The organism is Amphibacillus cookii (genome assembly GCF_016908375.1).
In the GTDB taxonomy this organism is placed as follows: Bacteria; Bacillota; Bacilli; order Bacillales; family Amphibacillaceae; genus Amphibacillus_C; species Amphibacillus_C cookii.
The window spans coordinates 12,401-36,311 of the sequence record NZ_JAFBDS010000014.1 but is presented as its reverse complement, the minus strand read 5'-3'; the positions used below and the strand labels follow the sequence as shown (position 1 = coordinate 36,311).

The following is a 23,911-nucleotide window of genomic DNA, read 5'->3' as shown; positions in this document are numbered from 1 at the left end:
GCAAGGGCAATTCTTGTAGAATTAAGGTCGACGAAAACCTATCCAGGAAAGAAAGCACTCATCATACAATTACGTTTAAAACGAATCCGTCTCGAGGGGAAAAGAAAGACTAGCCGTGTCGTTATGCAAAAGGGCACACTCACATATACACCAGGCGCTTGCACGTGCTATGAAGAAAGAGGCTTTTGTTATAAAAAACGCTCCCAGGTCACTTTACCAATCAACGACGTATACAAAACCTATCTACGTTTAAACAAAAGCATTTACCATACATTGCGAACAGCTTCCGCTATCCATACAAAACTGGGCGAATTGAGGGCACCAATCATAAGATTAAGATTTTCAGTCGTGTGGTACATGGCTACAGAAGCTTTCGGAACTATCGTTATCGTATTATTTTACATTTTAAATTAAAAGATGTTGAATAAAATAAACGCATAAAAAACAAACATTCAAGCCGCCTGAGCGCACTTGAATGTTTGTGTAATTACTTTCTTTTTCCTAATAGGTTTAATAAAGGTCGATAGTTCTCACTTACAAGTCCTGTCATTTCTACAACAAGCTCAATTAATACACTCATAGAAAAAAAAGTAATCGTCGTTCCCCACATTGTTGATTGATTAAAAATAACACCAGCTATACTAAACAAAGCACTCATAGCATAAATGAGAATAACTGTTTGGCGATGACTAAAACCTAAATTAAATAAGCAATGGTGCAAATGCATTTTATCTGGTGCATATAATGGCTTTTTATGCACCACACGCCTAATAATTGCAAAAATTGTATCTAAAATCGGCACCCCTAGTATGGCAATTGGCACAATTAAGGAAAATAAGGTTGCATTCTTAAATCCTAATACCGAAAGAACACCAATCATGTAACCTAAGAATAACGCACCTGTATCACCCATAAATATTTTTGCTGGGTGAAAATTAAACACAAGAAATCCAAGTGTGCTTCCAATCAATAATAAACTAACAAACGCAACAAACATATCGCTTAGCGATAAAGCTAAACCAGCTATCGTAATAAGTGCAATCGTTGATACACCAGCGGCTAGTCCATCTAAACCATCAATCAAATTAATTGCATTGGTAATTCCAACGATCCATAGGACTGTAATAGGAATACTTAAATACCCTAAATCAATTGCATAATCAAAAGGTAAATTTACGTAGGTAATTTCAACACCACCCAATACAACAACTAATGCAGAGATAGTTTGAACGAAAAATTTATATCGAGCAGCTAGCTCATAAACATCATCTATGATGCCAATAGCGGTGATTAAAATCGCACCAATTAAAATCGACCAAACATAGGGACTGTCAGGATTGAAAATGAAGAAGCCTATCATAAAACTTGAAAATATTGCCAACCCACCTAATCTAGGCATAATTTTAGCATGAATTTTTCTATTATTAGGTCTATCAACAGCTCCAATTATAAAAGCTATTTTTTTCACAATAGGGGTTATAGTTAAAGCTAATATGAAGCATATAGCTATTCCAAGTTGTAATTCCATTTTTCTCCTCCTCAGACCCTTGCGCATTCATTCGTTTATCTATTTATTTAAAATGTAAAGACTTTTTATGGTTTCAGTAAATTTAATGTAAAGTTAGCTCATTTCATACTATAACACATTATTAACAATAAAGCATGGAATTTATGTGTAATTTGATGAATATTATTTGATTATGCTTAACTAATACTGTTCAATAAAATTCTGTAATATCATACATAGCTTTTCCTTACCCGATTTAAATGGTTTGGGCTGAAAAGACTGAGCCATTTGCACAGCTCTTTTTAAGTCATTAATATCTTGACATGGGATTATATGTCCTTCATTACCTAACACATTAATTAATTGCAACTGATGGTCATCATTATGTTCTTTGAATTTTTTCAATCGAGGCACAGCAATGACTGTCTTTCCTTTTTTTAACGCTGTTAATACTGAACCCGTTCCAGCATGTGAAATGATATAATGTGCATCATTAAACCATTCATCCATTTGTTTATAACTAACAAATGGTATTATATCCATAAAGTCAGATCTAAACTTAGTGTGTCCGGCTTGGACAATGACTTTATCTTTAATAATATTCTCTTCAATTAAAGCTTCCACCTCTATTAGAAGCCTAGTAAATGCTAGTTCGTGTGTGCCTAATACAACAAATATCAATAGACACACCCCCCATATACCGCTTTTGGATATACTTCTTTCATAGACTCCCACTGCACAATAAACAAATCAGAAATAGGATAGACAAGTCTTCCAGAAAGTGTTGGACTAGATGACTTAGCAAAACTTTCAATAAATATCACTTTACGTCTGAATAATTTTGCCAAATAGCACATTGGCACCGCTGTATGCGCCCCAGTTGTTATAATAATATCTGGACGTTTAATTAAGAAAATCAAAAGTGACTTAACTGTATTAAAAAATAATTTAAATACATATCTTACTGGATAATTACGTCCACCTTGTAGCAATAAGGATATTGGATATTGATTTGATAGTTTTCTGCTAATAATAGACCTTTCTGTAACAATATGGTATTGGTAATTTTTAAACCAAGTTTCTAATTGTAATAATTGGGTAAGATGTCCTCCTATTGAAGCAATTAATAATAATTTTTTTTTCTTCATGTTTATGGCTCCTTGTTGTGATATAAGTGAATGAGTTTGGTAATTAATTTCTCTTGATCAAATTTTTCAGCTTTTCTATCTCCCATTTTCACCAAATAACGCCTAATATTAGTATCTGTTAGAACCCTTTCAATAGCCATTTTTAAAGCTTTTGTATCCTTAGCTGGTACGACAAGACCTGATCCACCAGCTAAAAGATAAGCCAAACCACCAACCCTTGTTCCTACTACAGGCGTTCGACAAGCCATTGCTTCTAATGCAGCCAAGCCGAAGCCTTCAATATGAGAGGGGAGGACAAATACATCTGATGCGACAAGCCACCTAGCTATCTGTTCTTGATTAATCGCCTTATGCACATAAGTTGATGATCGTGCCTTACTAAGTGTTTCTTCTAAAAATTGGGGTTCTTTGTTCGCTCCTATCAAATGACACTCAAAATCCATATCAAGTGTTAATCCATTTAAAGCTGAAACTAATTCATCTAAGCCTTTTGTTTTTATTAAATTACCAACAAACAGGATGATTTTTTTATTTTGATTAAGACCAAGCTCATTTCTGGCAGCATTTTTATGACCTGGCTTAAAAACATACCGATTCACTCCCATGTTCAAGACTGTTATTTTTTTGCAATTTACGTTAAATGATTCTTTCAAACTTTTTCTTAACATCTCCCCAACAGCTATGACATGATCTGCATTTGCCAAAATACTTTCACTTTCATTTCTTATCCATCTATGTTTTTTCGGCATTTTATCAACATCTCCACCATGTACCGTAACTAAAAACTTTGTTTTAAATAGTTTTTTATACCACTTTCCATACCAACCACTTGGAAAAATATAGTGTGCGTGAATAACATGATAATGCTTGCCTTTATACAATAGAGCTAAGAAGTTTTTAATCGACCAAATTGTGTATTTTGGTATTACTTTAATTTTGCCCATTTTTAGAGATTTTATTGATATAACATCAACTTTTATATTATTCTTACGTAGTAACTCAACCTGATTCTTAATAAAGATACCAAAAGACGGGTTTTTTTGACTTGGATACATCGTTGAAATGACAAGTACTCTTAATTCATTTTCAGGTATTAAATGTTCTCTCAATAACGCAAGTGTAATGACTAAATATATACTTACTGCTGGTGAAGAAAGAACATGTCCAGCAGTAAGTGCGGCTCCTAAAGTAAGCAAAACAGTTGCAGTAAGAATGACACTTTTGGTATTTATTTTTCTTTGCAGATAAACAAACAATTCAATAAATGTCATAATTAAGGGGTAAGTCAGTATAAGCACTCCGAACACACCAAAGCCAAATAACCAATCGAAACCATCCATTTCCACTAATTTTGGTGATTCTTGATATAATCCGCCGTATCCCATTCCGAATGCTTTAAATAAAAATCCGGCTTCCCGAAACTGATTCGTCGATTGAATAAGAAAATCACTTCTTCCACTTAACATTTGATTAACTGTTGTATAATCTTGATTTTGATTTGTGTGATTACTGTAACTCTCACTATCCATCCATTGTGAATTATTGGAAACCGGCGTGTAAGGATAGATAAATAAAATACCTATTAAAAAAAGAACAAAGAAAATGGCTCCTTTTCTTTTTTTTTCAATAAAAATTTCACATGCTATTGCAATTATTAAAATGATAAAAATACTGAACAGGCTTACCTTTGTTCCAACAGTTAACATGACTGTTACATGAGTGACTAACATAACTGACCTTAAAATGAGTTGTCGATGCGACATTGACAACATTATTGATAATATAATAAATGAAAGTCCAATCAAGAGAATAACACTTAATTCATTACCTGAAAAAAACCAACCTGTGTGGCCTTTTTTAGCTAACATGTCATATGTTGACTTGGTTGAATCTGTAATTGCCGCAGTTAACATAACAAATTGAATGATTAACATGTTTATAAGTGCTATATTCATCAAATCTTTACCTTTTGGTAAATCTGAAAACATCAGTAAAAGAATTGGAAAGTATATAGTTTTTACTATATATAAGACTTCATTTGATAGATCATGGGGAATTTTTAATAAAGTAATTATAAAAATATGTAAAAATACATAACTGCTTAACAAAATAAGATAAATTCGTGTTTTTTTCTTTTTTAAAAGATAAATAACCGTTAATATTAAAAATAGACCTCTTATTAGTGATGGTATTATATTGAATTGTAGTACGGTAATGTCAATGATCGGCTGTAGTAGTGTAAATAGAAGAAAACAGCTTTTATAGTCAAATTGAAATTTTCTCATCTTTTCTCACCTTCTTTTTATTTTCATGAAAAAAATAGAAATAAAGTAAACAAAAACACCAACTATTATTTTAATTATTAAAGGCAAATTATATATAGATAATATAACCGCTGCCATGATTAGAGTGGATAAAACAATCTTTAACAACACAATATTAAAGCCTTTCGTATAAATCTGCTTAGTGTCTTTAACAAACATACGATAAGAAGCATACGCATAGAAACCACCAACTAATGAAGAAGCAAGAGGAATCCCAATATAACCTATTTGATTAACTAAAATATAATTCAAAAAAACATTTATGCATATTGAGATTAAACCAAGGCACATCAAATACCAGCCTTTATTCAGCGTATAAAGACCATTTGCAATTAAGGTGTTTGTACTATAAAAAAAAACAGAACCTAAATAGTAATATGCCACAGTAGCTGTAGCATATGTTGCTTCTATTTTAAAGGCGCCTCTTTGATATAGGAAGGCGACAACCTCTGGCATTAACAGTGCCATACCAACAATTGATGGTATGAGCAATATTAAAATCATGAGCTGTCCTTGTTTAATATTTTTCATAAAGTTAATATAGTGTTTATTTGCATAAGCTTCGGAAATGGAAGGGAAAATTAATGTGGCTACTACAGCTGCAATTAATGATTGAGGAAGATGAACAAGGTTTTTAGCATAGTTCAAATAAGTGACGACACCTTCACCAAAGCTAAAAGCAAAATACTGATCGACTGCTAAATTAATTTGTCCAACCATTACTGTTAATGCTATTGGGGGGTAACTAAAATAAAAATTTTTGACGGTTTTAAGTGATAACTTTTTTTTGATAATAGATTTTGAATAAATTAACTTAAAGAGAAGAGATATTATAACACCTAATAAATATCCATAAGGTAAAACAAAAATGTTTAATTGATGTTGAAAAAGAAATGTAAATAAAATCATAATAGATAAAACCATTAGTTGTGAAAGCGCTGAAATGATAAAAGATTTTTTAGCTTCAAAATAAGACTCTAGAACCGAATTAATTGCAACACCTATTATTGCAAAAAGGAGTAGACGAATAATTGATATCATAATATCTGATCGATCTGGGTAAATATATGAAATTATAGATGGATATATAATCAATAAAATGCCTACTAATATGGAACTTATAATTAAGGTCCCATATAAAATTGATGTCGTATAATCTGATTCTTTCTTATCAGTTATGGCCTTCATATATCCTGGAATAAAAATATTTTTCATGCCATTTGTAAAAATCAAATAGATCATGTTAACTAATACGAATGCAGCTAAAAAGGCATCTGCTTGGTAGGAGTCTCCAAAATAATACGCAATCACAATGTCACGAATAACCGCCATCGTCTTAATAAGTAATATGATAAAAGCAAATAAAAATGATTTTTTAACAGAAATACCACTCACTTATATAACCATCCTTAATAATAATCATTTACTTATTAGATAACAAAATTAGATTTCACATAGAAAAAAGTAAACCTGTAAAGTGATCCAATAGTAACTGAATTTATTCTAGTTACCATTCGATCACTTTTGTGACAGGATCTACAACATATGAGGATAGTAGCGCTACTCAAAATATTTTTTTTGGTATATAGCGATTACATTTTTTGCGTAGTTTGCTTTAGAAAGAACTGAAAATCCTCTATAGAATATAAATAGACTATATTTCTAAGCTCCATTGACTAGGTTTAGCCTATAGTCTTCATTTGTGAAGGACAGTTGACTTCAAAAAAGTTATATTGATAACATTTTCTACCCATAAATAATTATTCATGTCTTGAAAATACTTTTTTGTTCAATTATCTCTTTTGTTCTCTATCCTTATTCTTCTTCATCGTCTAACATCTCTTCATCACCCATATCAGATGGTTCATCTGTTTCATCTGTATTAGGGTCGGTTTCTTCCTCATCCATCTCTTCATCTTCAAGATTATCTTCCATTTCTTCTTCCATATTATCCATATCATCTTGCATTTCGTCTTCTACCGGTTGATCATCAGGTGCCGGCTCGTCTTCTTGGGCGCAACCTAATAATAACCCGATCATCATTAACGACATCAAAAGTTTATTAAGCAATATATGTCACCTCTTTTCATTTATTTTTGCAGTAGTTAGTTTGCCCTTGTTTAACATTTATAATCATGATTTATTACTTTATTATGTCATGATCGGTAAATTTAGTTTCCGTGTGGTTAAAGGAAATGAGCATATTAACTTTTTCTATCTGGAATTAACGTAGTAGGTGACAAAATCAGAATAATTGGATTCTTTAATCCATTAGCGACTGGATTAACTTTCCTTATACTTAGCAATTTAAGATTTCTGTTTCTTCGTTAAAGCTTTATCACAGATAACCGTCCGTAAATCGTTCAACTCTGATCATCTATTGAGGCGGTCGATAACGGATGCTAATGGTCTGATCCACTCAACTAATAATCAATGAGAAAGGGCGATTGAAGGTTCGTTTTATACCTCCTTAACGTGCAAAAAAGGTTCTTTGTCAAATGGCGTTGGTGAGAATTTTTGCCGATTTTATAAGTGAATGTTTGTTTGGTTAGGTGCATTTTGGGCTGATTTCGATTCAATAGATCTTAACTTAGCTATCTACACGTAAATTCATAGGGGTTCGGTCAGGAAGTGATGAGACTCCTGCAGGAATAGCACGAGCTGAAGATCCACTCATGTGCGCGTTTTGTGCGCACATGAGTTAGCTGAAGCCGTGCCTGCGGAAAGCGAATCACTGGATGACCGAACCCATTTCTATTTTTAGAGAAATAGAAAAGACGTTAACGAAAGTCTACCCCCATTTCACAAACGCATGAAATGGAGAATTCCCTTCACCAACGTCAAATAGTATACAACCGCAAAAAAACTCTTATCGCTTGATAAGAGTTTTTATTGAATGGCGAACATAATTTCTGCTTCACAAGCGAGGTCACCTGCTACAGATGCCGTTGCTTTCCCTTTACCTATCGGTCCTTTGAGGCGAGTGATTTCTACTTCTAAGGTTAGCGTATCTCCCGGTTTAACTTGACGTTTAAATCGACATTTATCAATACCTGCAAGGAAACCAATTTTCCCTTGGTTCTCTTCTTTACTAAGCATAGCAACCGCTCCTGTTTGAGCAAGTGCTTCAACAATTAATACACCTGGCATAACAGGATATTCAGGGAAATGTCCTTGAAAAAACGGTTCATTAATCGTTACATTCTTCTTGCCGACCACACGCTTCCCTTCTTCAATTTCAGTAATTTCATCTACAAGTAAAAAAGGATATCGGTGTGGTATGGTTGCTTTAATTTGTTCAATATCAAGCATTTCATTCACTACCTTTCATTAATATATGGCCATTTTTCGTCATCATAGAAAAAAACAGATTAACGACAACATTAATCTGCTTATCCGCTTCTTATTCAACACCAGTAATAATATCAAGAATATGTTGCCAAAATTCAAATTGCAATACATCTAACGGTTCACCATCTCCAAGGACACTAAAACCGACGATCATACCTACAATTAAGGCAAGAAACGAAAGTAAAAAGATAACAATAATACGTAGCCAAATGGGGAAAATCCGACGTAACGGTTGTTTTGTCGACTGTCGTTTTTCCTCTTTTCGCTTCTGGCGACGTGTTTGTTTATCTCCTTGCTTAGCTTTGCTTTCCTTATTTTGATCTGTCTGTTGCATAAATTGAAACTCCTTAGCGTAATTGATTAACAAGTCCTCGCATCTGGTCATGCATTGTAATTGTACGTGCGTTATACTGATAAGCACGTTGAGATTGAATTAACTCAGTCATTTGTGTTGAAAGGTCAACATTTGATAATTCTAGTGCTCCACTTTGAATTTGATTATCGATAGCGGCAACATCACCAATAATATCCGCCGCCACATAAGCCTCATCAGTAATATCAGGTAGACGAAATAAGTTACCCCCTGTTGCTTCGAGAAATTGGGGTCTAATCGCTTCAACAATAGCTAATTGACCTTCAATGACTTCTTGACCACCACGGCGAGCAATAATTTGTCCGGCATTGTTAATCGAAATGTCTTCTATATTATCATCAAAAATAATCGGTCCACCCGTTTGTCCGATAACAGGGTGCCCCTCACTTGTTGAAAGCATCAGTTGGTTATCTCCAAACGGTTGTAAATAGAGGCCACCATCACGTGTATAGCGTGTTTCTGTCACACCATTCTCAGTTACTTCTACTTGCAGCATGTGGTTATCTTCAAGTAAAGCAATGTCTAAACCTCTTTCAGTCGTATTAATCGCACCTGCGGACAAGTCGATATTTGTATGACCTAATCTAGCACCTGACCCAAGGCGAATACCGTGTGGCGTTACACGTCCGGTCGCGTTAGCCTCTACATCACTAAAATTATCAATATTCTGATAGAGTAATGAGGTAAAATTGGCGGAACGGTTCTTGTAGCCTGTTGTACTAGAATTAGCCACATTATGACCAATAACATCAATTTTATTTTGCAGCTGATTCATTGTCACAGCAGCTTGAACATTCATCCTACTCATTTATTGATCACTCCTTAAGTCAAACGCGCAATTTGATTAACTGCGATATCCATACTTTGATCATACGCACGTAATACTTGTTGATTGGTTTCGAACAAACGATATGCTTGCATCATGTTCGTCATCGTTTGGACCTGGTCAACATTAGACGTTTCTAGAAAACGATGCTCAACAGAAAAGGATAAGCCAGCAAGGCCTCGTGCATCGACCATTTCACCCGCTTCATCTGTTAGTGTAAAAAGATCTTCATCATCTTTAATAAGATCATTTACATTCGCTGTGTAAGCTATATTTAAAGGAATAGCTTGATCACCAACTTCAACAATACCTTCACTTGTTACCGAGAACGATTGACCGTCAGTAAAAATAGGTTCACCCGCTTGGTCTAGTACGTAATACCCTTGATTAGTGGTCAAAAAACCTTCACCGTCAATGGTAAAATTCCCATTTCTCGTATAGCGTTCCTCACCAGCAGCATTCTGCACAGTAAAGAAAATGCTTCCCATCTCATCAGGGATAATGCCATTAACTAATGCCATATCCGTTGTCATCCCTGTCTCCTGCAAACCACCTTGTTGATGATCCGCAATCGTCTCTTGAACATAGACACCTGTGTTGATTGATCCAATATTCTGGTCGTGGGGAACAGAAAACTGACGTGTCGTCGGTAGATTCTCTTGCCCCATTCGCTTAATTAATAACTCAGGAAATGCACGCACAGCTGCTTCATCTTGTTTAAAACCAGGGGTTTGTGCATTAGCTATATTATTTGATAATGTATCTTGGCGACGTTGTTGCGTTGTCATACCACTTGCTGCAGTATAGTATCCTCTTAGCAATTGGCCACTTCCTTTCAATTTACGACAAATAATAAGTCTATTCTATCACAAATTTCGCAAATTAAAGTGGTTTTTCTTAAAATTTATTAGTAAAAAAGATAATGGTTTAGCAAATATACTTCTATATTAATGATCGCTTCTCTATTTTATCAATATTTTCCAGCATGATCCCTGTTCCTTTCGCCACACAATGCATCGGCTCTTCCGCTAAAAAGACAGGTACTTTTAATTCCTCAGATAACAGTTGATCAATACCATGTAATAAGGCACCACCACCAGTTAGTATCACGCCACGATCAATGATATCCGCTGATAATTCAGGCGGTGTCTTTTCTAGTACATTTTTAGCAGCTTGTATAATAACGGCGACTGACTCACGTAACGCCTCTTCAATTTCATCTGATTTTATCGTTATCGTACGAGGCAATCCTGTTACCATATCACGACCACGTATATCAATAGATTCCTGACGGGCACCAGGGAAAACAGTAGCAACATGAATCTTAATATCTTCTGCTGTACGTTCACCAATTAAAAGTTTATACTGTCGCTTCACATAATTTAAAATCTCACCATCAAATTTATCCCCGGCCATCTTTATCGATTGAGCCGTTACAATATCACCCATTGATAAGACAGCGACATCTGTTGTTCCACCACCGATATCAACAACCATATTACCGCTAGGCTGGAAGATATCCATCCCTGCACCAATGGCTGCCACTTTAGGTTCTTCTTCCAAGTAAACTTTTTTTCCGCCTGATTTTTCAGCTGCTTCTTTAATTGCCTTTTGCTCTACTTTGGTAATGTTAGTCGGGCAACAAATCAACATACGCGGCTTCGAAAACATACCACGCACATTAATTTTATTGATAAAATACTTTAACATCGATTCAGTGACATCAAAGTCTGCAATAACCCCATCTTTTAATGGGCGAATCGCTTCAATGTTTCCCGGCGTACGCCCTACCATCCGACGAGCCGCTTCTCCAACTTCTAATACACGCCCACTTGAGCGATCCATCGCAACGACAGAGGGTTCATTCAAGACAACCCCCTTCCCTTTCACGTGAATTAATACATTTGCCGTACCTAAGTCAATTCCTATATCTCTTGAAAACATGAATTCGATCCTCCCTATGTAAATAACTTCCGAAAAAACGATATTACCTCTAATAATATATAATAGCATAAATTGGTTAGTAAAGTTAATCTATTTTGTAAATAGATTGTGCAAAATCATGTATTTCATTAATTTTTCACAGAATTAATGAAATTATCCATGATTCAATTGCTTATGTGACGTTGATAACTCATTATTTATGATGAAAAGTGGAAAGGAAGTAGGAAGGATCACACCCTGTGATTAGTAGTTAGGCGTTTGCTCGTATTTTCGTTTAGTAGCTGCTCCACCCCTAAGGTGACGAATCGCTTTATGGTGTTCTAAAATTTCTTTTACTTGAGTAGCAAGCTCAGGGTTTAATTCTGGTAAACGTTCTGTTAGATCTTTGTGGACCGTACTTTTAGATACACCGAATTCTTTAGCAATTGTTCTAACTGTTTTCTTTGTATCAATGATATGTTGACCAATTCTAATGGTTCTTTCTTTAATATAATCATGCACATCATTTGCCTCCTCCTGTTGTTTGGCCAAGGTGTGGGAAGTTAGATTAGCACGAATAAGCACGTATGATTCAAATACAATTCCTCAGACCGTCTTTCTGTAGTTTGTATCATTTTATTAGTGGCAACGTTTGAATATGCGTGTTTTAGAACGATAAAAAAGTCGACTCCTTTAATAGAAGCCGACTTATCATAATTAAACTAAAAAATCGTTCCATGTCCTGGGTCGCTAAAGATCGTTCCATGCCCTGGGTCATTAATACTTTCACCTGGATTGCTGAAAATCGTTCCATGTCCTGGATCATTAACACTATCACCTGGATTGCTGAAAATCGTTCCATGTCCCGGGTCTAATGGTTTAACTTCAGCTTTAGCAAAAGATGTCGTGCTTAGTTGGACCACACTGAAAACAGCTACCATTATAAATGCCATTAAGGTTGAAATAAATTTACGTTTCATCTCTTGTCACCTCCTTAAATATTTTATGAAAAACTGAAGCTACAAAGTTTTCAATGCTGTCAAGGGTAAGCGTGCAAAAAAATGATCGCTTCGCTTCTCGATAAATTCATTATAGGCTTGAAGTAAGATGCGACGATCCTGATAAGCACGCCCTACATAGTATTTAGTAAAGGGTGTATCTTCAGTTACTTCCGATAGTAAATGTTGAGCAAGTTTCAGGTCCCCCCTAGCAATGGCTAGATGGGCTTGTTCACTTTTAACAGGCGTTTTTATATCACAAGCTTGATTAAAGTGAGCGCATAAAAAAGGAATATTTTGATTATCAATCATATTAATGATCCACATTAAATTTAAGCTTTCTGCATTTTTCTTTGATTCATTAAGATGGAAGATGGCAGACTCAAATTCATCAAATATATACGATAAACTTAAATTAATGTGCAAATTGGCAAGCACATAACGGTTTTTGGTTCCCGCTAATGCGTTAAAACCATGTTTTCGAGCTAAAATCATTTCATTGCGCTTCCAATAGTGGTGAAACAAAACCAATTCTAACCGTTGATTGATTAATGGTGCAATAATAGGATGGGAAATGTTTTTTACTTGTATTAAAAGTCGATCTAGTTTATTCCCAAGTATTTCATATTCGAACATATCAAAATGAATCGAAATGATAAATAATTGGTTAATACAAGACAAAGATGGATCTTCGGTATTTAATCGTTGAGCACTTTCTAACAAAAACTCCAAATGCACTTGTCTATTCAATTTAGCCATTATTAATTCGTACAAATACGCCCAATCACGGTTAACTTTATTTTTGCTTTGTTTATTTTTCTCGATCAGCTCATCCATCAAATTAAAATAACCGTGCATATAAAGAAATTCTAAACCTATACATTGAGAATAGGCGTCATTTGTTGTCATAAAAAAATCACGTAATAGAAGGAGATGGTCTTGCTTGTCTACATGAGACTCGAGCCAATAGAAATAGGCTTCAGCATTTAAATTCAATTGTTGCTTACGATACTCTTCTTGATTCGACACTAGCTGCCTCCTTCCCCTTAAATTCTACACTATTATTGTTACATATTCTCAGAAATTTACAAGAGTAACAACGGTAAAATCGTTCGACAAATACTTCAACTCTTCGACAATAGCTATTAAATATAGTTTACCAACCGTTTAAACCATAGGCTATGTAAATATTTAAAACAATGTTTCATTCTTACACATTTGAATAAAAATAATATCAGTTATTCGTGTAAAAGCGTTTGCTTGAGTCAATTGATCTAATGTAATTAGAAAACTCGCATTCGCTCGTTTTTTACCGATTCTACTTACTCTTCTTATTAATAAGTGGATTTCATAGACTTGGACTAACGACAAAAAAACTCAGTACAATTGATGCACTGAGTTTGACACATCGTTAGCTATGTGTTGTTGTTCTTCCAGACTCAAGATCTTCCTCTTCAGCCTCATCTTCTTGTTCATCTTGTTCGAGATCTGGTTGGTCTTCTGTTACATCTTCAGCGTTACTAATAACGATATCAGTTACAGGTTGTTCTAAAAATGTTTCTGGGTTTACCGCTTGTCCATCTTTACGCAACTCAAAATGGATATGCGTTCCTTTGTCTTGACCAAACAAACTTGTTCCTGCGTGGGCAAGTACATCTCCTTGCGCTACCTTATCACCAATCTCAACTTCAACATCTGTTAAACTAGAGTAATAAGTAGTTACATCATGATCATGTTCAATTTGAACAACAAAACCTAACAGTGGATCTTCCTTCACTTCCACAACTTCTCCACTTAGCGCTGCTACTACAGGCAAAGGATCACTTGTAGTGGCCGTAATATCAATCCCTTGGCTTTGATAATACTTATTATTATAAAACACAAGAGCTTGTTCTTGATCTTCTTCTTCTACTTCATGATCATAAAACTTTGTAACAATTTGAATCTCACTTTCTGACAAAACAGGCAAACTTACATTTTCGACAGGGTTTGTTACCGGATCAGATGCCTCATCTAATTGATACGGGTTTTCACCGCGCAATTCATCTTGCAAGTTGTGATCATGGTTCAAATCCGGCTCTGAAATACGATCCATATTTTGATACCAAAGCACACCAGTTAGTAAGAGCGCAGCAACAACAAGATAAAGTGCCGGGAAAAATCCTTTTTTCTTAATGATCCGTTTCCAGTGGTATGATAATCCACGTTTTTCCTCTTTCATTTTCATCACCTCAGCAACCATTCTGATCAGAAAGAGGAATTTATATACATTTATTTTTTATTTTTTTGCAACTAGGGTTGGAATTGCTTCTGTTATTGTTGAAATGTCCACACCTTGGTAATAGTGGAGCACAATATCGCTATAATCTTTTCCTTCCTTAGCCATACCATTAGCTCCGTATTGACTCATTCCAACACCATGCCCAAACCCTTTAGTTGTGAAAACAAGGTGATCATCCTTTTGTTCAATAGTAAAATCAGTTGATCTTAAATCTAACTTCTCTCTAATCTCTCTACCTGTAAAGATCTGCCCTCCCAATTCAACAGTCTGCACACGGTCACTTTCAGTATATGTCATACGTGGTGAAGAAACGGTCTCATTAATAGATATGCCAAGAGATTGCTCCACCTCATGAATAGGTATACTTTTCTGATCTAAAAATCGCGGTGAATCCTTATCCCACTCACTATCTACACTAATAAGATAAGGAAGTTCATTTTCCCAATAATCTTGGGCGTTTTCTGTTTGACCATTACTTGTCGAAAAAAAAGCAGGTGTAATCGGGGAATCATTGTAAGTCAATATCTCTCCAGCCGTGGCTGTCACCGCTTCACTTATTTTCTCATACTTCCAGTTAAAATCCGCTCCCCATAATGCTTTAAGCTCTTCTTCACTACGGTATACTTGGTGTTGAACTGTATCTGTAATCGTCTTATCAGATTCCAACGAACCGGTAGCCATCATATATTGAACAATATATGTCCTAGCCGCTAATGCTTGCGCTTTTAAGGCTTCAAGTTCAAAGTCAGCCGGCATTTCTGAAGCGACTACGCTAATCACATATTGTTCGAGTGGGATCGATTCCACTTGATCGGTTTCAGAACGCTCGACATTTACGGTAATCACACTCTCTTCATTTAAATCTTGATCTATTGATTGATCGTCTACCAAGGGGGGATTTGGCATCGGTTCTTTAGAACTCAATAGAACAATTGATGATGGTAGGCCAAGTGCAACAATAATTAAGATCATTAGTAATATAAGGATAGGTTTAAAAATATGGTGCTCTTTTGATATGGGTTTAATAATAAAGCCCTCCGATCCAAAGTAATTATTAACAATAAAACGAACTTTCAATCAGTAGGCAGCCTTGTTCTTTGCCCACTGATGGTTAGCTGAGTGAATCAGGACATTAGCGGCCGTTAGCTCCCGCCTAAAGAGATGATCTCTGCTCTTTATTTTGTGGCGGAAGTTTCACGGATATCCGTAATAAACTATATGCTATTAATCACTAGACTATGCGGATGACCTTATCGTTTGCGAGCGTTATTTAATTACTCAACTTTCGCACTGAAAATAGTCATTCAACCTTGATTGTGTTCAATAGACGCGGTATTCAATAGGTTTGTTGACTTTACTTCTGCATGGATGTGCCGCATACGTTTAGCACGTTATGTCGTTCCGAAAAGCAAGGGATTCGCTTTTCGCGGGGATGGCTTCAGCTAACTTTAGAAGCTAAGAGCGCTTCTAAAGTGGATCTTCAGCTCATCCTATTCCCGCAGAAGTCTCACCCCTTGCTTATCTCCACTTAGACGGGTGGTTCATAATGAATTCGATTTTCTCACTTTTGGTGCGCCCACGGAAAGCGGAACATAGCTCACCTACGAGTCTAAAACGAGGTTTACAATTAATCGAAAATCTATATTCAAAGGCAACGCTTATATTTAATATGAGGGTTACCCTTATGCTAGACCTGAAAATTCAGATGAGAAAGTTGAGTAATTAAAGATGATTGAAGTGTTACAGAAGCGCGCAAGAAGCAAAGCGAATACTCTGCTCTACTCGCGAATAATTCTTCTATACTTACACATAAAACAAAACTCCAATCAGCAGGGACGTTCGGTTAGTTGAGTGAATTATCGCCCACCTATATATCTATTTTGAGGTAAACGGTTTACAAACGGTTAGCTGTGATAAAAGTTAAGACATTATTTTCGACAAAAACTACTTTTATCATTTCCCAAACAAAAAACACGCTCGACAGTATTTTCAGTACCGTGGAGCGTGTTGCTATCATTTTTTCATTAACCATTGTTTTTAGCAATAACATTAAAAATTCATTATAATGATGAAATTTTTTCCAGTTGTTCGATGACTACATCAGCTTCTTCAATATTAACACGTTCGACATCTGCACCAAGTAATTGAAGTTTTTCCGCTAAATTAACGTAACCACGATCAATATGTTTGAGTTCGGTCACACGTGTATAGCCCTCAGAAACAAGCCCCGCTAACACTAAAGCAGCTCCAGCTCTTAGATCAGTCGCTTGCACTTCAGCACCTTGTAAATTAGCCGGTCCCTCTATAATGACACTGCGCCCTTCAATTTTTATTTGGGCATTCATACGACGGAATTCTTCCACATGCATAAAACGATTTTCAAAAACGGTTTCTGTAATGACACTTGTTCCCTGCGCTTGTAGCATTAAAGCCATAATTTGCGATTGCATATCTGTTGGAAAGCCAGGATGAGGTAAAGTTTTTACATCAACAGCTTTTAACTTATCAGGCCCGATCACACGAATGCCAGTGCGTTCTTCTTGAACAATTACACCCATTTCTTCCATTTTGGAAATTAAAGAACGTAAATGTTCAAGTTCTGCTCCTTCAATAAGTACATTACCCGCTGTGATTGCCGCCGCAGTCATAAACGTACCTGCTTCAATTCGATCAGGGATGATAGCATGTTCTGCTCCACGAAGTTGATTAACACCATAAATCTTAATATTTTCAGTTCCAGCACCGATAACTTTAGCACCCATTTTATTCAAAAAATTAGCAAGATCGACAATTTCTGGTTCTTTGGCTGCATTTTCAATTACTGTCTTACCCTTTGCTAACGCAGCCGCCATCATAATATTTTCTGTTGCTCCAACGCTAGGCATATCCAAATAAACCTTTGCACCTTTCAAAGGTTTATGAGTATATAATTCTACATAGCCATTTCCAACATGTACTTCTGCTCCCATTGCCTCAAAGCCTTTTAAATGTAAGTCAATCGGTCTTGAGCCAATTGCACATCCACCTGGCATTGCTACTTTAGCATGACCATACCTTGCAAGTAACGGGCCTAGTACAAGGACTGAAGCTCGCATCTTCGTCACATATTCTAATGGCGCCTCTGTTAACAAAGGCTGTGTAGCATCTACAGTTAACGTATTATTAATCATTTGTACATTTGTGTTTATATGGGTTAACACATCTTGCATTGTATATACATCGGCTAAAGTCGGTACATTAGTAATCTTTGATTTACCACTACTCGCCATAATTGTAGCAGCAATCACTGGTAATACGGCGTTTTTAGCGCCTTCAACTTTTACAGCTCCAGATAACTTGCGACCACCTTTTATTATTATTTTTTCCAAGGCTCATTCTCCTCTAACATCAAAGTCTATATTTTATTAGTATTCAGTCGTTAGGATAGGTGTGCCAATTGTAAAGGTGGTTTCACCATCTCTTCCTATTCGACTCGCTATTTGCACATTCATCCCTGCATCTCCTGTAGGAATTTTACTCTTGAACTGATCTGATAATCCAGAGACAACAATGAAATCTTCTTCTATTAGTCTACTGACCTCACTAATCATTAAATCACTTTGTAATTTTTCAAAAAAATAGCCACCATCTATAATACCATTTCCAGTCAGTTGAACACAAGCATAATTGTGCATATTATTTGTGTAAATCGTGCCAATTAATGATTTAAATTGATTATATAAATCTTCATTTTCAAATAGTTCAACCACATCACCAGAAAGCTGGTAATTTAGCGTAAGCTGCTGCTGTTTTTCGGATTTAATAATAGTTAATTCTTCTGTTATATTGGGGCTAAGCATTCTGACATACTTCTCCTTAGATTGATCACTATGTAAAAAGCCACTTCTCTCTATATGGCTTCTTAGCTTTTCAAATGCATCCAATGAAAATGTCTCTTTGATCAGAAGCTCGCCTGTTTCAATTTGATATTGATAGGTATCAGCAAAGTTGATCAACTCATGTAATGTCGTTTCCCCTCTTCCAACAAATAAAACATGGGATATTATAACAGCGATAAGACTTTGAATAATAACTTTAGACATCAACAAACACCCTCACTTAATTTTATCTATCATTATCGACCAAGTGAAAGGTGGCTATACGCCTAATCATTTGTCATATCTCGACATGTTAACCTTTAGAATAAATATAAAACTTGCTGTGTCCAGTTGATTAAATCAATGAAAAACCGACTCACAGTTGAGCCAATAACAATCGTTATCAAAATAACCAGTATTCGTCCTTCTATAATTCTATCTTTCTTAAAAATACCATCTAACCTTACCGCTTGTATGACTTGCCACGTGATAATGATAAAAATCAAATGAGAGAAAATATTGATTAGCGCTTGTACACCAAGTTCTTGAATCATTCTAAACCTCCTAAATAATTTGTTATTTCCCAGGAAATATAGCTGATTTATGTCGTAATAACATCTTTCACCTGAACACAGGAAAAGACTAACCGACGTTTGCCTCAACCTAGAGGAACCATGGGAACTATGATGAAACGAACCTTCAGTCAGTAGGCGGAGGCCTACAGGACGTAGGTCATATAGACGTGGGCCTACAGGATGTAGGTTATGCAGACGTTGCCACAGGACGTGGCGATCTTAGTCTGTAATTCTTCTTAAGGACGTGGCGGTTTTAGTCTACGATCTTACTTGCCCACTGAAGCAAATCTGAACATTAGCGTCCACTTAAATAGATATAACTTCCACTCTCAATATTGAGGTGGCGTTTTACGGACAATTACCTGTGAAAACATTAAAAAAAACAGCTAATATTTTACTAATACTTAAGATAAGCCACACTGATATAGAAAAACTTTAACACAGTATATCACCGCGTTAAAGTTTTTCTCATCTCAGATATCTTCATCTATCATATTTAGTCGATTGATCGCTCGTTTCAGTGCAAGTTCAGCCCTTCTAAAGTCAACATGATCACGTTTTTGTTGAATTCGACGCTCTGCTCTTTCTTTTGCCTTTCGCGCGCGCTGGACATCAATTTTCGCTGGTGTTTCAGCTGATTGAGCCAGTAATGTGACGTGATCTTGATCAACTTCAACAAGTCCCCCACCTATTGCAACTTTCATCGATTCATTTCCTGTCTTTAGGCGCGCTGAACTAATAATTAATGGAGCAATTAAGGGGGCATGACCAGGCAGTATCCCTAATTCTCCCTTTTCAGAGTGAACAACGACCATGTCAAACTGATCATTTACAATGCGACCATCTGGCGTAACCACCTCAACTGTTAATTTCTTCACCGTCTGCCCCTCCTTTGAATCAAGCCATTTTCATCGCCTTTTCAACAGCTTCATCTATCGTACCTACAAGACGAAAAGCATCTTCAGGTAAATCATCGTATTTCCCTGCTAAAATCTCTTGAAAGCCTCGAACCGTTTCTTTTACTGGCACATAAGATCCCGGTTGCCCAGTAAACTGTTCAGCAACATGAAAGTTTTGCGATAAAAAGAATTGAATCCGACGTGCACGGGCAACGATAATTTTGTCTTGATCTGACAATTCGTCCATACCTAATATTGCAATAATATCTTGTAATTCGCGATAGCGTTGCAAGGTTTGCTGTACTTGATGGGCCACCTTATAGTGCTCTTCTCCAACGACATTCACATCCAATGCACGTGATGAAGAATTTAATGGATCAACGGCTGGATAAATACCTTGCTCTGCTAATTTCCTATCTAAACTTGTTGTTGCATCCAAGTGGGTAAACGTTGTCGCTGGTGCTGGATCCGTATAATCGTCAGCTGGTACATAAATGGCTTGAATTGATGTAACCGAACCATGATTCGTTGATGTAATACGCTCTTGTAAACGTCCCATTTCTGTAGCTAGGGTTGGTTGATAACCAACAGCTGATGGCATTCGACCTAACAATGCCGATACTTCCGATCCTGCTTGGGTAAATCGAAATATATTATCAATAAACAGCAAAACATCCTGTCGCTCTTTGTCTCGAAAATATTCAGCCATAGTTAAACCGGTTAATGCCACACGCATCCTTGCACCTGGTGGCTCATTCATTTGGCCAAAAACCATCGCTGTTTTCTTAATAACGCCTGAATCTTTCATTTCAAAATACAAATCGTTACCTTCACGCGTTCTTTCACCAACACCCGCAAAAACAGAAATACCCCCATGCTCTTGAGCAATGTTGTGAATCAATTCTTGGATTAGCACGGTCTTACCAACACCCGCGCCTCCAAACAATCCAATTTTACCACCTTTAATATAAGGTGCTAGTAAATCGACAACTTTAATACCTGTTTCTAATATTTCTGTTTCAGTTGACAATTTACGAAAATCCGGAGCAGGACGATGAATCGCTAGTTTTTTGGTCTGTTCTGATAATGGGGCCTCTCCATCTATTTCTTTGCCTAATACATTAAAAATTCGACCTAATGTTTCTTTTCCTACAGGCACTTTAATGGGGGCATGCGTATTTGTAACTTCATCCCCACGTCTAATCCCTTCTGTTGCAGACATCGCAATGGTCCTAACTTTATGGTCACCAAGGTGAAGTGCTACTTCAAGCGTAATCTCAACGATTTGCTCATTTTGATGTGCACTTACGACCAACGCATCGTTTGTATTCGGCAATTCACCTTCATCAAATTTAACATCGATGACGGGGCCAATGACTTGTGTGACATATCCTTTACTCATCGATTATTCCTCCTATAACAACAAACGTTTAATCATTTTGCGCGTCCGCTCCACTAATAATCTCTGACAATTCTTGCGTGATTTGAGCTTGACGTGCTCGATTATACTGCATACGCAAATCCGAAATCATTTTGTCAGCATTATCTGTTGCATTACGCATCGCATTCATCCTTGCTGCATTTTCACTTGCTTTACTTTCGAGAAAAGCACCATATATTAAACTTTCTGCATATTGTGGTAAAAGTGATTTTAAGATCTCTTCTTCATTTGGCTCAAAAATAAATTCACTATGTCGCGATTTCTTTAAATCTTCAACATCATCTTCACCAATTAAAGGCAAAATCCTTTTTGAACGAACTTCTTGCGTCATTGCTGATAAAAAATGATTATAGATCATTTCAAGCTGATCAAATTCACCATCTAAATAAAACTGAACCGTATCAAAGGTTAAGTCCTCAAGATCACTGAAATATGGGTTATCTGGCAAGTCTGTTACCGTTCTTAGCACAGGCATGTTCCGCTTCTTAAAATAATCCCTACCTATTCTTCCGATCGATATAATCGTATATTCACGTGGTGAATGATGTCGTTCTGCAATAATCTCTTCCAATCGACGCAACACTTGGTTGTTAAACGGACCCGCTAACCCGCGATCGGCCGTCACAACAAAGTAAGCTGTTTTCTTCACTTTGCGTGGAATAATAATCGGGTGATTATGCTCACCATAACTTTCAACAATATGATGAACCATTTCCTCAATTTTTTCAGCGTAAGCAACGAAAGCATGGTTGGTTGTCTCTGATTTACCTAGCTTAGATGCAGCCACCATATGCATCGCATTCGTTATTTGTTTCGTTTTTTCAGTCGAATTGATTCGCTTTTGAATTTCTCTTAACGAGGGTATCATCACTCATCCTCCTTCGACACTATACTGACCGAACAAACTGCTTCACAAAAGTAACAATCGCGTCTTCCATGTCTTCTGGTTCTGCTAATTGCCCACTTTGCCGAATTTGTTCTAATAACGTTGAATAAGCACCATCTAAATAGGTGTAAAAATCTGATTCAAAACGATTGATATCCTCAACTGGAATGTCATCTAAATAACCGTGTATCAGTGCATAAATAATCATAACTTGCTTCTCCATGGCAATCGGTTTATGCAAGCCTTGCTTCAACACTTCTAGCGTACGCTTACCACGGTTTAACTTTGCAATCGTCGCCTGATCCAAATCTGATCCAAATTGTGCAAATGACTCAAGCTCACGATATGAAGCTAAATCAATTCTTAGTGTCCCCGCTACTTTCTTCATCGCTTTCGTTTGCGCTGACCCACCAACACGTGATACCGACAACCCTGGATTAATCGCAGGTCTCACTCCAGAAAAGAATAAGTCAGACTGCAAAAATATTTGTCCATCCGTAATCGAAATAACATTCGTTGGAATATAAGCTGAAATATCACCTGCTTGTGTTTCGACAAACGGTAAAGCGGTAAGGGATCCTCCACCTAGCTCATCACTTAACTTCGCTGCTCGCTCCAATAATCTTGAGTGTAAATAAAAGACATCACCTGGAAAGGCTTCTCTTCCTGGGGGACGCTTTAATAATAACGATAACTCACGATAAGCAGCTGCCTGTTTTGACAGATCATCATAAACCACTAAAACATGTTGACCGTTATACATAAATGCTTCACCCATAGCAATACCAGCATACGGTGCTAAATATTGTAGTGGTGCTGGCGCTGAAGCACCGGCATTAATGACAATTGTATAATCAAGTGCTCCATACTTGCGAAATGTTTCTACAGTAGCCCGGACCGTGGAATCTTTTTGTCCAATTGCCACATAAATGCAAAACATATTCTGATTTTTTTGATTAAGTATGGTATCGACTGCCACTGTTGTTTTCCCTGTTTGCCGATCGCCAATAATGAGCTCGCGCTGACCTCGTCCAATCGGTACAAGTGCATCGATCGCTTTGATCCCTGTTTGAACAGGTTCATGTATCGATTTCCGTTCCATAACACCAGGTGCTGGAGATTCAACCGGTCGTGTCTGATCCGTATCAATCGGCCCCTTGCCATCAATTGGCTGGCCCAAAGGATTGACCACACGGCCTAGTAATGCTTCACCAACGGGCACCTCCATAATTCGACCTGTTCGTCGAACTTCATCGCCTTCTCGAATCGAAAGGTGTGAACCAAGAATAACCACCCCGACACGATCTTCTTCAAGGCTTTGCACTAAACCCATTGTTCCATCTAAGAATTCAACAAGCTCACCAGACATGGCATTGTTCAAACCATAGATTTGGGCGATACCATCTCCTGTTTCGATAACAGTCCCAATATCCTGTATTTCTGTGTCATTTTGATAATATTGGATTTGTTTTTTAATCAGGGCGCTAATGTCTTCAGCTCTGATATCCATGCCATTTCACCC

At 36.6% G+C, this 23,911-nt stretch carries 24 protein-coding genes; 1 reads left to right on the top strand and 23 read right to left on the bottom strand.

Annotation, left to right across the window (positions count from 1 at the left end; genetic code table 11):
- Positions 1-230 precede the first annotated feature (230 nt).
- Positions 231-428, top strand: a complete 198-nt coding sequence (locus tag JOE23_RS16485) for a transposase (RefSeq protein ID WP_204440301.1) — start codon at positions 231-233, stop codon at positions 426-428.
- A gap of 59 nt (positions 429-487) precedes the next feature.
- Here the strand turns inward: JOE23_RS16485 and JOE23_RS16480 are convergent, their stop codons facing one another.
- From JOE23_RS16480 to atpA, 23 genes are all read right to left on the bottom strand, one after another.
- Positions 488-1,528 (bottom strand): glycosyltransferase family 4 protein, encoded by a 1,041-nt coding sequence (locus JOE23_RS16480; RefSeq protein WP_204440262.1) that lies wholly within the window; start codon positions 1,526-1,528, stop codon positions 488-490.
- 180 nt (positions 1,529-1,708) lie between these two features.
- A complete protein-coding gene (pssE, locus tag JOE23_RS16475) occupies positions 1,709-2,188 on the bottom strand; it encodes a PssE/Cps14G family polysaccharide biosynthesis glycosyltransferase (RefSeq protein WP_204440260.1) in 480 nt (159 codons plus the stop codon).
- Positions 2,185-2,655, bottom strand: coding sequence for a PssD/Cps14F family polysaccharide biosynthesis glycosyltransferase (gene pssD / locus JOE23_RS16470; protein WP_204440258.1), 471 nt, complete (start codon positions 2,653-2,655; stop codon positions 2,185-2,187). Before pssD ends, pssE begins: the two co-directional genes overlap by 4 nt.
- Positions 2,656-2,657: 2 nt before the next feature.
- Positions 2,658-4,940 carry an O-antigen ligase family protein gene (locus JOE23_RS16465; protein ID WP_204440256.1) on the bottom strand — a complete coding sequence of 761 codons (2,283 nt, stop codon included), beginning with the start codon at positions 4,938-4,940 and terminating at the stop codon, positions 2,658-2,660.
- Positions 4,941-4,946: 6 nt separating this feature from the next.
- Complete coding sequence (murJ, locus tag JOE23_RS16460; RefSeq protein ID WP_204440253.1) at positions 4,947-6,374, bottom strand: lipid II flippase MurJ; 1,428 nt, start codon at positions 6,372-6,374, stop codon at positions 4,947-4,949.
- 420 nt (positions 6,375-6,794) lie between these two features.
- Positions 6,795-7,049 carry a hypothetical protein gene (locus tag JOE23_RS16455; protein ID WP_204440251.1) on the bottom strand — a complete coding sequence of 85 codons (255 nt, stop codon included), beginning with the start codon at positions 7,047-7,049 and terminating at the stop codon, positions 6,795-6,797.
- 819 nt (positions 7,050-7,868) lie between these two features.
- The gene (gene fabZ / locus JOE23_RS16450; protein WP_204440249.1) at positions 7,869-8,291 is read right to left on the bottom strand and encodes a 3-hydroxyacyl-ACP dehydratase FabZ; all 423 of its coding nucleotides are present in this window, start codon (positions 8,289-8,291) and stop codon (positions 7,869-7,871) included.
- Between the two features lie 91 nt (positions 8,292-8,382).
- Entirely contained in the window at positions 8,383-8,664 is a 282-nt protein-coding gene (locus JOE23_RS16445) for a DNA-directed RNA polymerase subunit beta (protein WP_204440241.1), read from the bottom strand.
- A 13-nt stretch (positions 8,665-8,677) separates the two neighbouring features.
- A complete protein-coding gene (locus JOE23_RS16440) occupies positions 8,678-9,511 on the bottom strand; it encodes a flagellar hook-basal body protein (RefSeq protein ID WP_204440239.1) in 834 nt (277 codons plus the stop codon).
- Positions 9,512-9,525: 14 nt separating this feature from the next.
- Positions 9,526-10,350: a flagellar hook-basal body protein gene (locus tag JOE23_RS16435; RefSeq protein ID WP_204440237.1), complete on the bottom strand. Its 825-nt coding sequence runs from the start codon at positions 10,348-10,350 to the stop codon at positions 9,526-9,528.
- A 121-nt stretch (positions 10,351-10,471) separates the two neighbouring features.
- A complete protein-coding gene (gene mreB, locus JOE23_RS16430; protein WP_204440235.1) occupies positions 10,472-11,473 on the bottom strand; it encodes a rod shape-determining protein in 1,002 nt (333 codons plus the stop codon).
- A 243-nt stretch (positions 11,474-11,716) separates the two neighbouring features.
- A complete protein-coding gene (gene spoIIID, locus JOE23_RS16425) occupies positions 11,717-11,974 on the bottom strand; it encodes a sporulation transcriptional regulator SpoIIID (RefSeq protein WP_204440233.1) in 258 nt (85 codons plus the stop codon).
- A gap of 200 nt (positions 11,975-12,174) precedes the next feature.
- Positions 12,175-12,432: a hypothetical protein gene (locus tag JOE23_RS16420; protein ID WP_204440231.1), complete on the bottom strand. Its 258-nt coding sequence runs from the start codon at positions 12,430-12,432 to the stop codon at positions 12,175-12,177.
- Between the two features lie 39 nt (positions 12,433-12,471).
- Complete coding sequence (locus JOE23_RS16415) at positions 12,472-13,479, bottom strand: AimR family lysis-lysogeny pheromone receptor (protein WP_204440229.1); 1,008 nt, start codon at positions 13,477-13,479, stop codon at positions 12,472-12,474.
- Positions 13,480-13,861: 382 nt separating this feature from the next.
- Positions 13,862-14,671 (bottom strand): stage II sporulation protein SpoIIQ, encoded by an 810-nt coding sequence (locus tag JOE23_RS16410; protein ID WP_204440221.1) that lies wholly within the window; start codon positions 14,669-14,671, stop codon positions 13,862-13,864.
- Positions 14,672-14,728: 57 nt separating this feature from the next.
- Positions 14,729-15,703, bottom strand: coding sequence for a stage II sporulation protein D (gene spoIID, locus JOE23_RS16405; RefSeq protein ID WP_204440293.1), 975 nt, complete (start codon positions 15,701-15,703; stop codon positions 14,729-14,731).
- A gap of 1,088 nt (positions 15,704-16,791) precedes the next feature.
- Complete coding sequence (murA, locus tag JOE23_RS16400) at positions 16,792-18,099, bottom strand: UDP-N-acetylglucosamine 1-carboxyvinyltransferase (RefSeq protein ID WP_204440219.1); 1,308 nt, start codon at positions 18,097-18,099, stop codon at positions 16,792-16,794.
- A 36-nt stretch (positions 18,100-18,135) separates the two neighbouring features.
- A complete protein-coding gene (locus JOE23_RS16395) occupies positions 18,136-18,813 on the bottom strand; it encodes a YwmB family TATA-box binding protein (protein WP_204440211.1) in 678 nt (225 codons plus the stop codon).
- A gap of 95 nt (positions 18,814-18,908) precedes the next feature.
- Positions 18,909-19,142 (bottom strand): DUF1146 family protein, encoded by a 234-nt coding sequence (locus JOE23_RS16390; RefSeq protein WP_204440209.1) that lies wholly within the window; start codon positions 19,140-19,142, stop codon positions 18,909-18,911.
- Positions 19,143-19,636: 494 nt separating this feature from the next.
- The gene (locus JOE23_RS16385) at positions 19,637-20,041 is read right to left on the bottom strand and encodes a F0F1 ATP synthase subunit epsilon (RefSeq protein WP_204440207.1); all 405 of its coding nucleotides are present in this window, start codon (positions 20,039-20,041) and stop codon (positions 19,637-19,639) included.
- A 19-nt stretch (positions 20,042-20,060) separates the two neighbouring features.
- Positions 20,061-21,464, bottom strand: coding sequence for a F0F1 ATP synthase subunit beta (gene atpD, locus JOE23_RS16380; protein ID WP_204440205.1), 1,404 nt, complete (start codon positions 21,462-21,464; stop codon positions 20,061-20,063).
- 28 nt (positions 21,465-21,492) lie between these two features.
- Positions 21,493-22,368 (bottom strand): ATP synthase F1 subunit gamma, encoded by an 876-nt coding sequence (gene atpG / locus JOE23_RS16375; protein ID WP_204440290.1) that lies wholly within the window; start codon positions 22,366-22,368, stop codon positions 21,493-21,495.
- Positions 22,369-22,390: 22 nt separating this feature from the next.
- On the bottom strand, positions 22,391-23,899 hold the full coding sequence (atpA, locus tag JOE23_RS16370; protein ID WP_204440203.1) for a F0F1 ATP synthase subunit alpha: 1,509 nt from the start codon (positions 23,897-23,899) through the stop codon (positions 22,391-22,393).
- Positions 23,900-23,911 lie beyond the last annotated feature (12 nt).

What these genes read in the sequence shown, in the direction of transcription:
- JOE23_RS16395 (WP_204440211.1), bottom strand. Translation starts at nt 18,813, where the DNA reads ATGTCTAAAGTTATTATTCAAAGTCTTATCGCTGTTATAATATCCCAT.
- JOE23_RS16390 (WP_204440209.1), bottom strand. Translation starts at nt 19,142, where the DNA reads ATGATTCAAGAACTTGGTGTACAAGCGCTAATCAATATTTTCTCTCAT.
- JOE23_RS16445 (WP_204440241.1), bottom strand. Translation starts at nt 8,664, where the DNA reads ATGCAACAGACAGATCAAAATAAGGAAAGCAAAGCTAAGCAAGGAGAT.
- pssD (WP_204440258.1), bottom strand. Translation starts at nt 2,655, where the DNA reads ATGAAGAAAAAAAAATTATTATTAATTGCTTCAATAGGAGGACATCTT.
- JOE23_RS16465 (WP_204440256.1), bottom strand. Translation starts at nt 4,940, where the DNA reads ATGAGAAAATTTCAATTTGACTATAAAAGCTGTTTTCTTCTATTTACA.
- atpD (WP_204440205.1), bottom strand. Translation starts at nt 21,464, where the DNA reads ATGAGTAAAGGATATGTCACACAAGTCATTGGCCCCGTCATCGATGTT.
- JOE23_RS16480 (WP_204440262.1), bottom strand. Translation starts at nt 1,528, where the DNA reads ATGGAATTACAACTTGGAATAGCTATATGCTTCATATTAGCTTTAACT.
- atpA (WP_204440203.1), bottom strand. Translation starts at nt 23,899, where the DNA reads ATGGATATCAGAGCTGAAGACATTAGCGCCCTGATTAAAAAACAAATC.
- mreB (WP_204440235.1), bottom strand. Translation starts at nt 11,473, where the DNA reads ATGTTTTCAAGAGATATAGGAATTGACTTAGGTACGGCAAATGTATTA.
- JOE23_RS16440 (WP_204440239.1), bottom strand. Translation starts at nt 9,511, where the DNA reads ATGAGTAGGATGAATGTTCAAGCTGCTGTGACAATGAATCAGCTGCAA.
- JOE23_RS16420 (WP_204440231.1), bottom strand. Translation starts at nt 12,432, where the DNA reads ATGAAACGTAAATTTATTTCAACCTTAATGGCATTTATAATGGTAGCT.
- fabZ (WP_204440249.1), bottom strand. Translation starts at nt 8,291, where the DNA reads ATGCTTGATATTGAACAAATTAAAGCAACCATACCACACCGATATCCT.
- JOE23_RS16410 (WP_204440221.1), bottom strand. Translation starts at nt 14,671, where the DNA reads ATGAAAGAGGAAAAACGTGGATTATCATACCACTGGAAACGGATCATT.
- spoIID (WP_204440293.1), bottom strand. Translation starts at nt 15,703, where the DNA reads ATGATCTTAATTATTGTTGCACTTGGCCTACCATCATCAATTGTTCTA.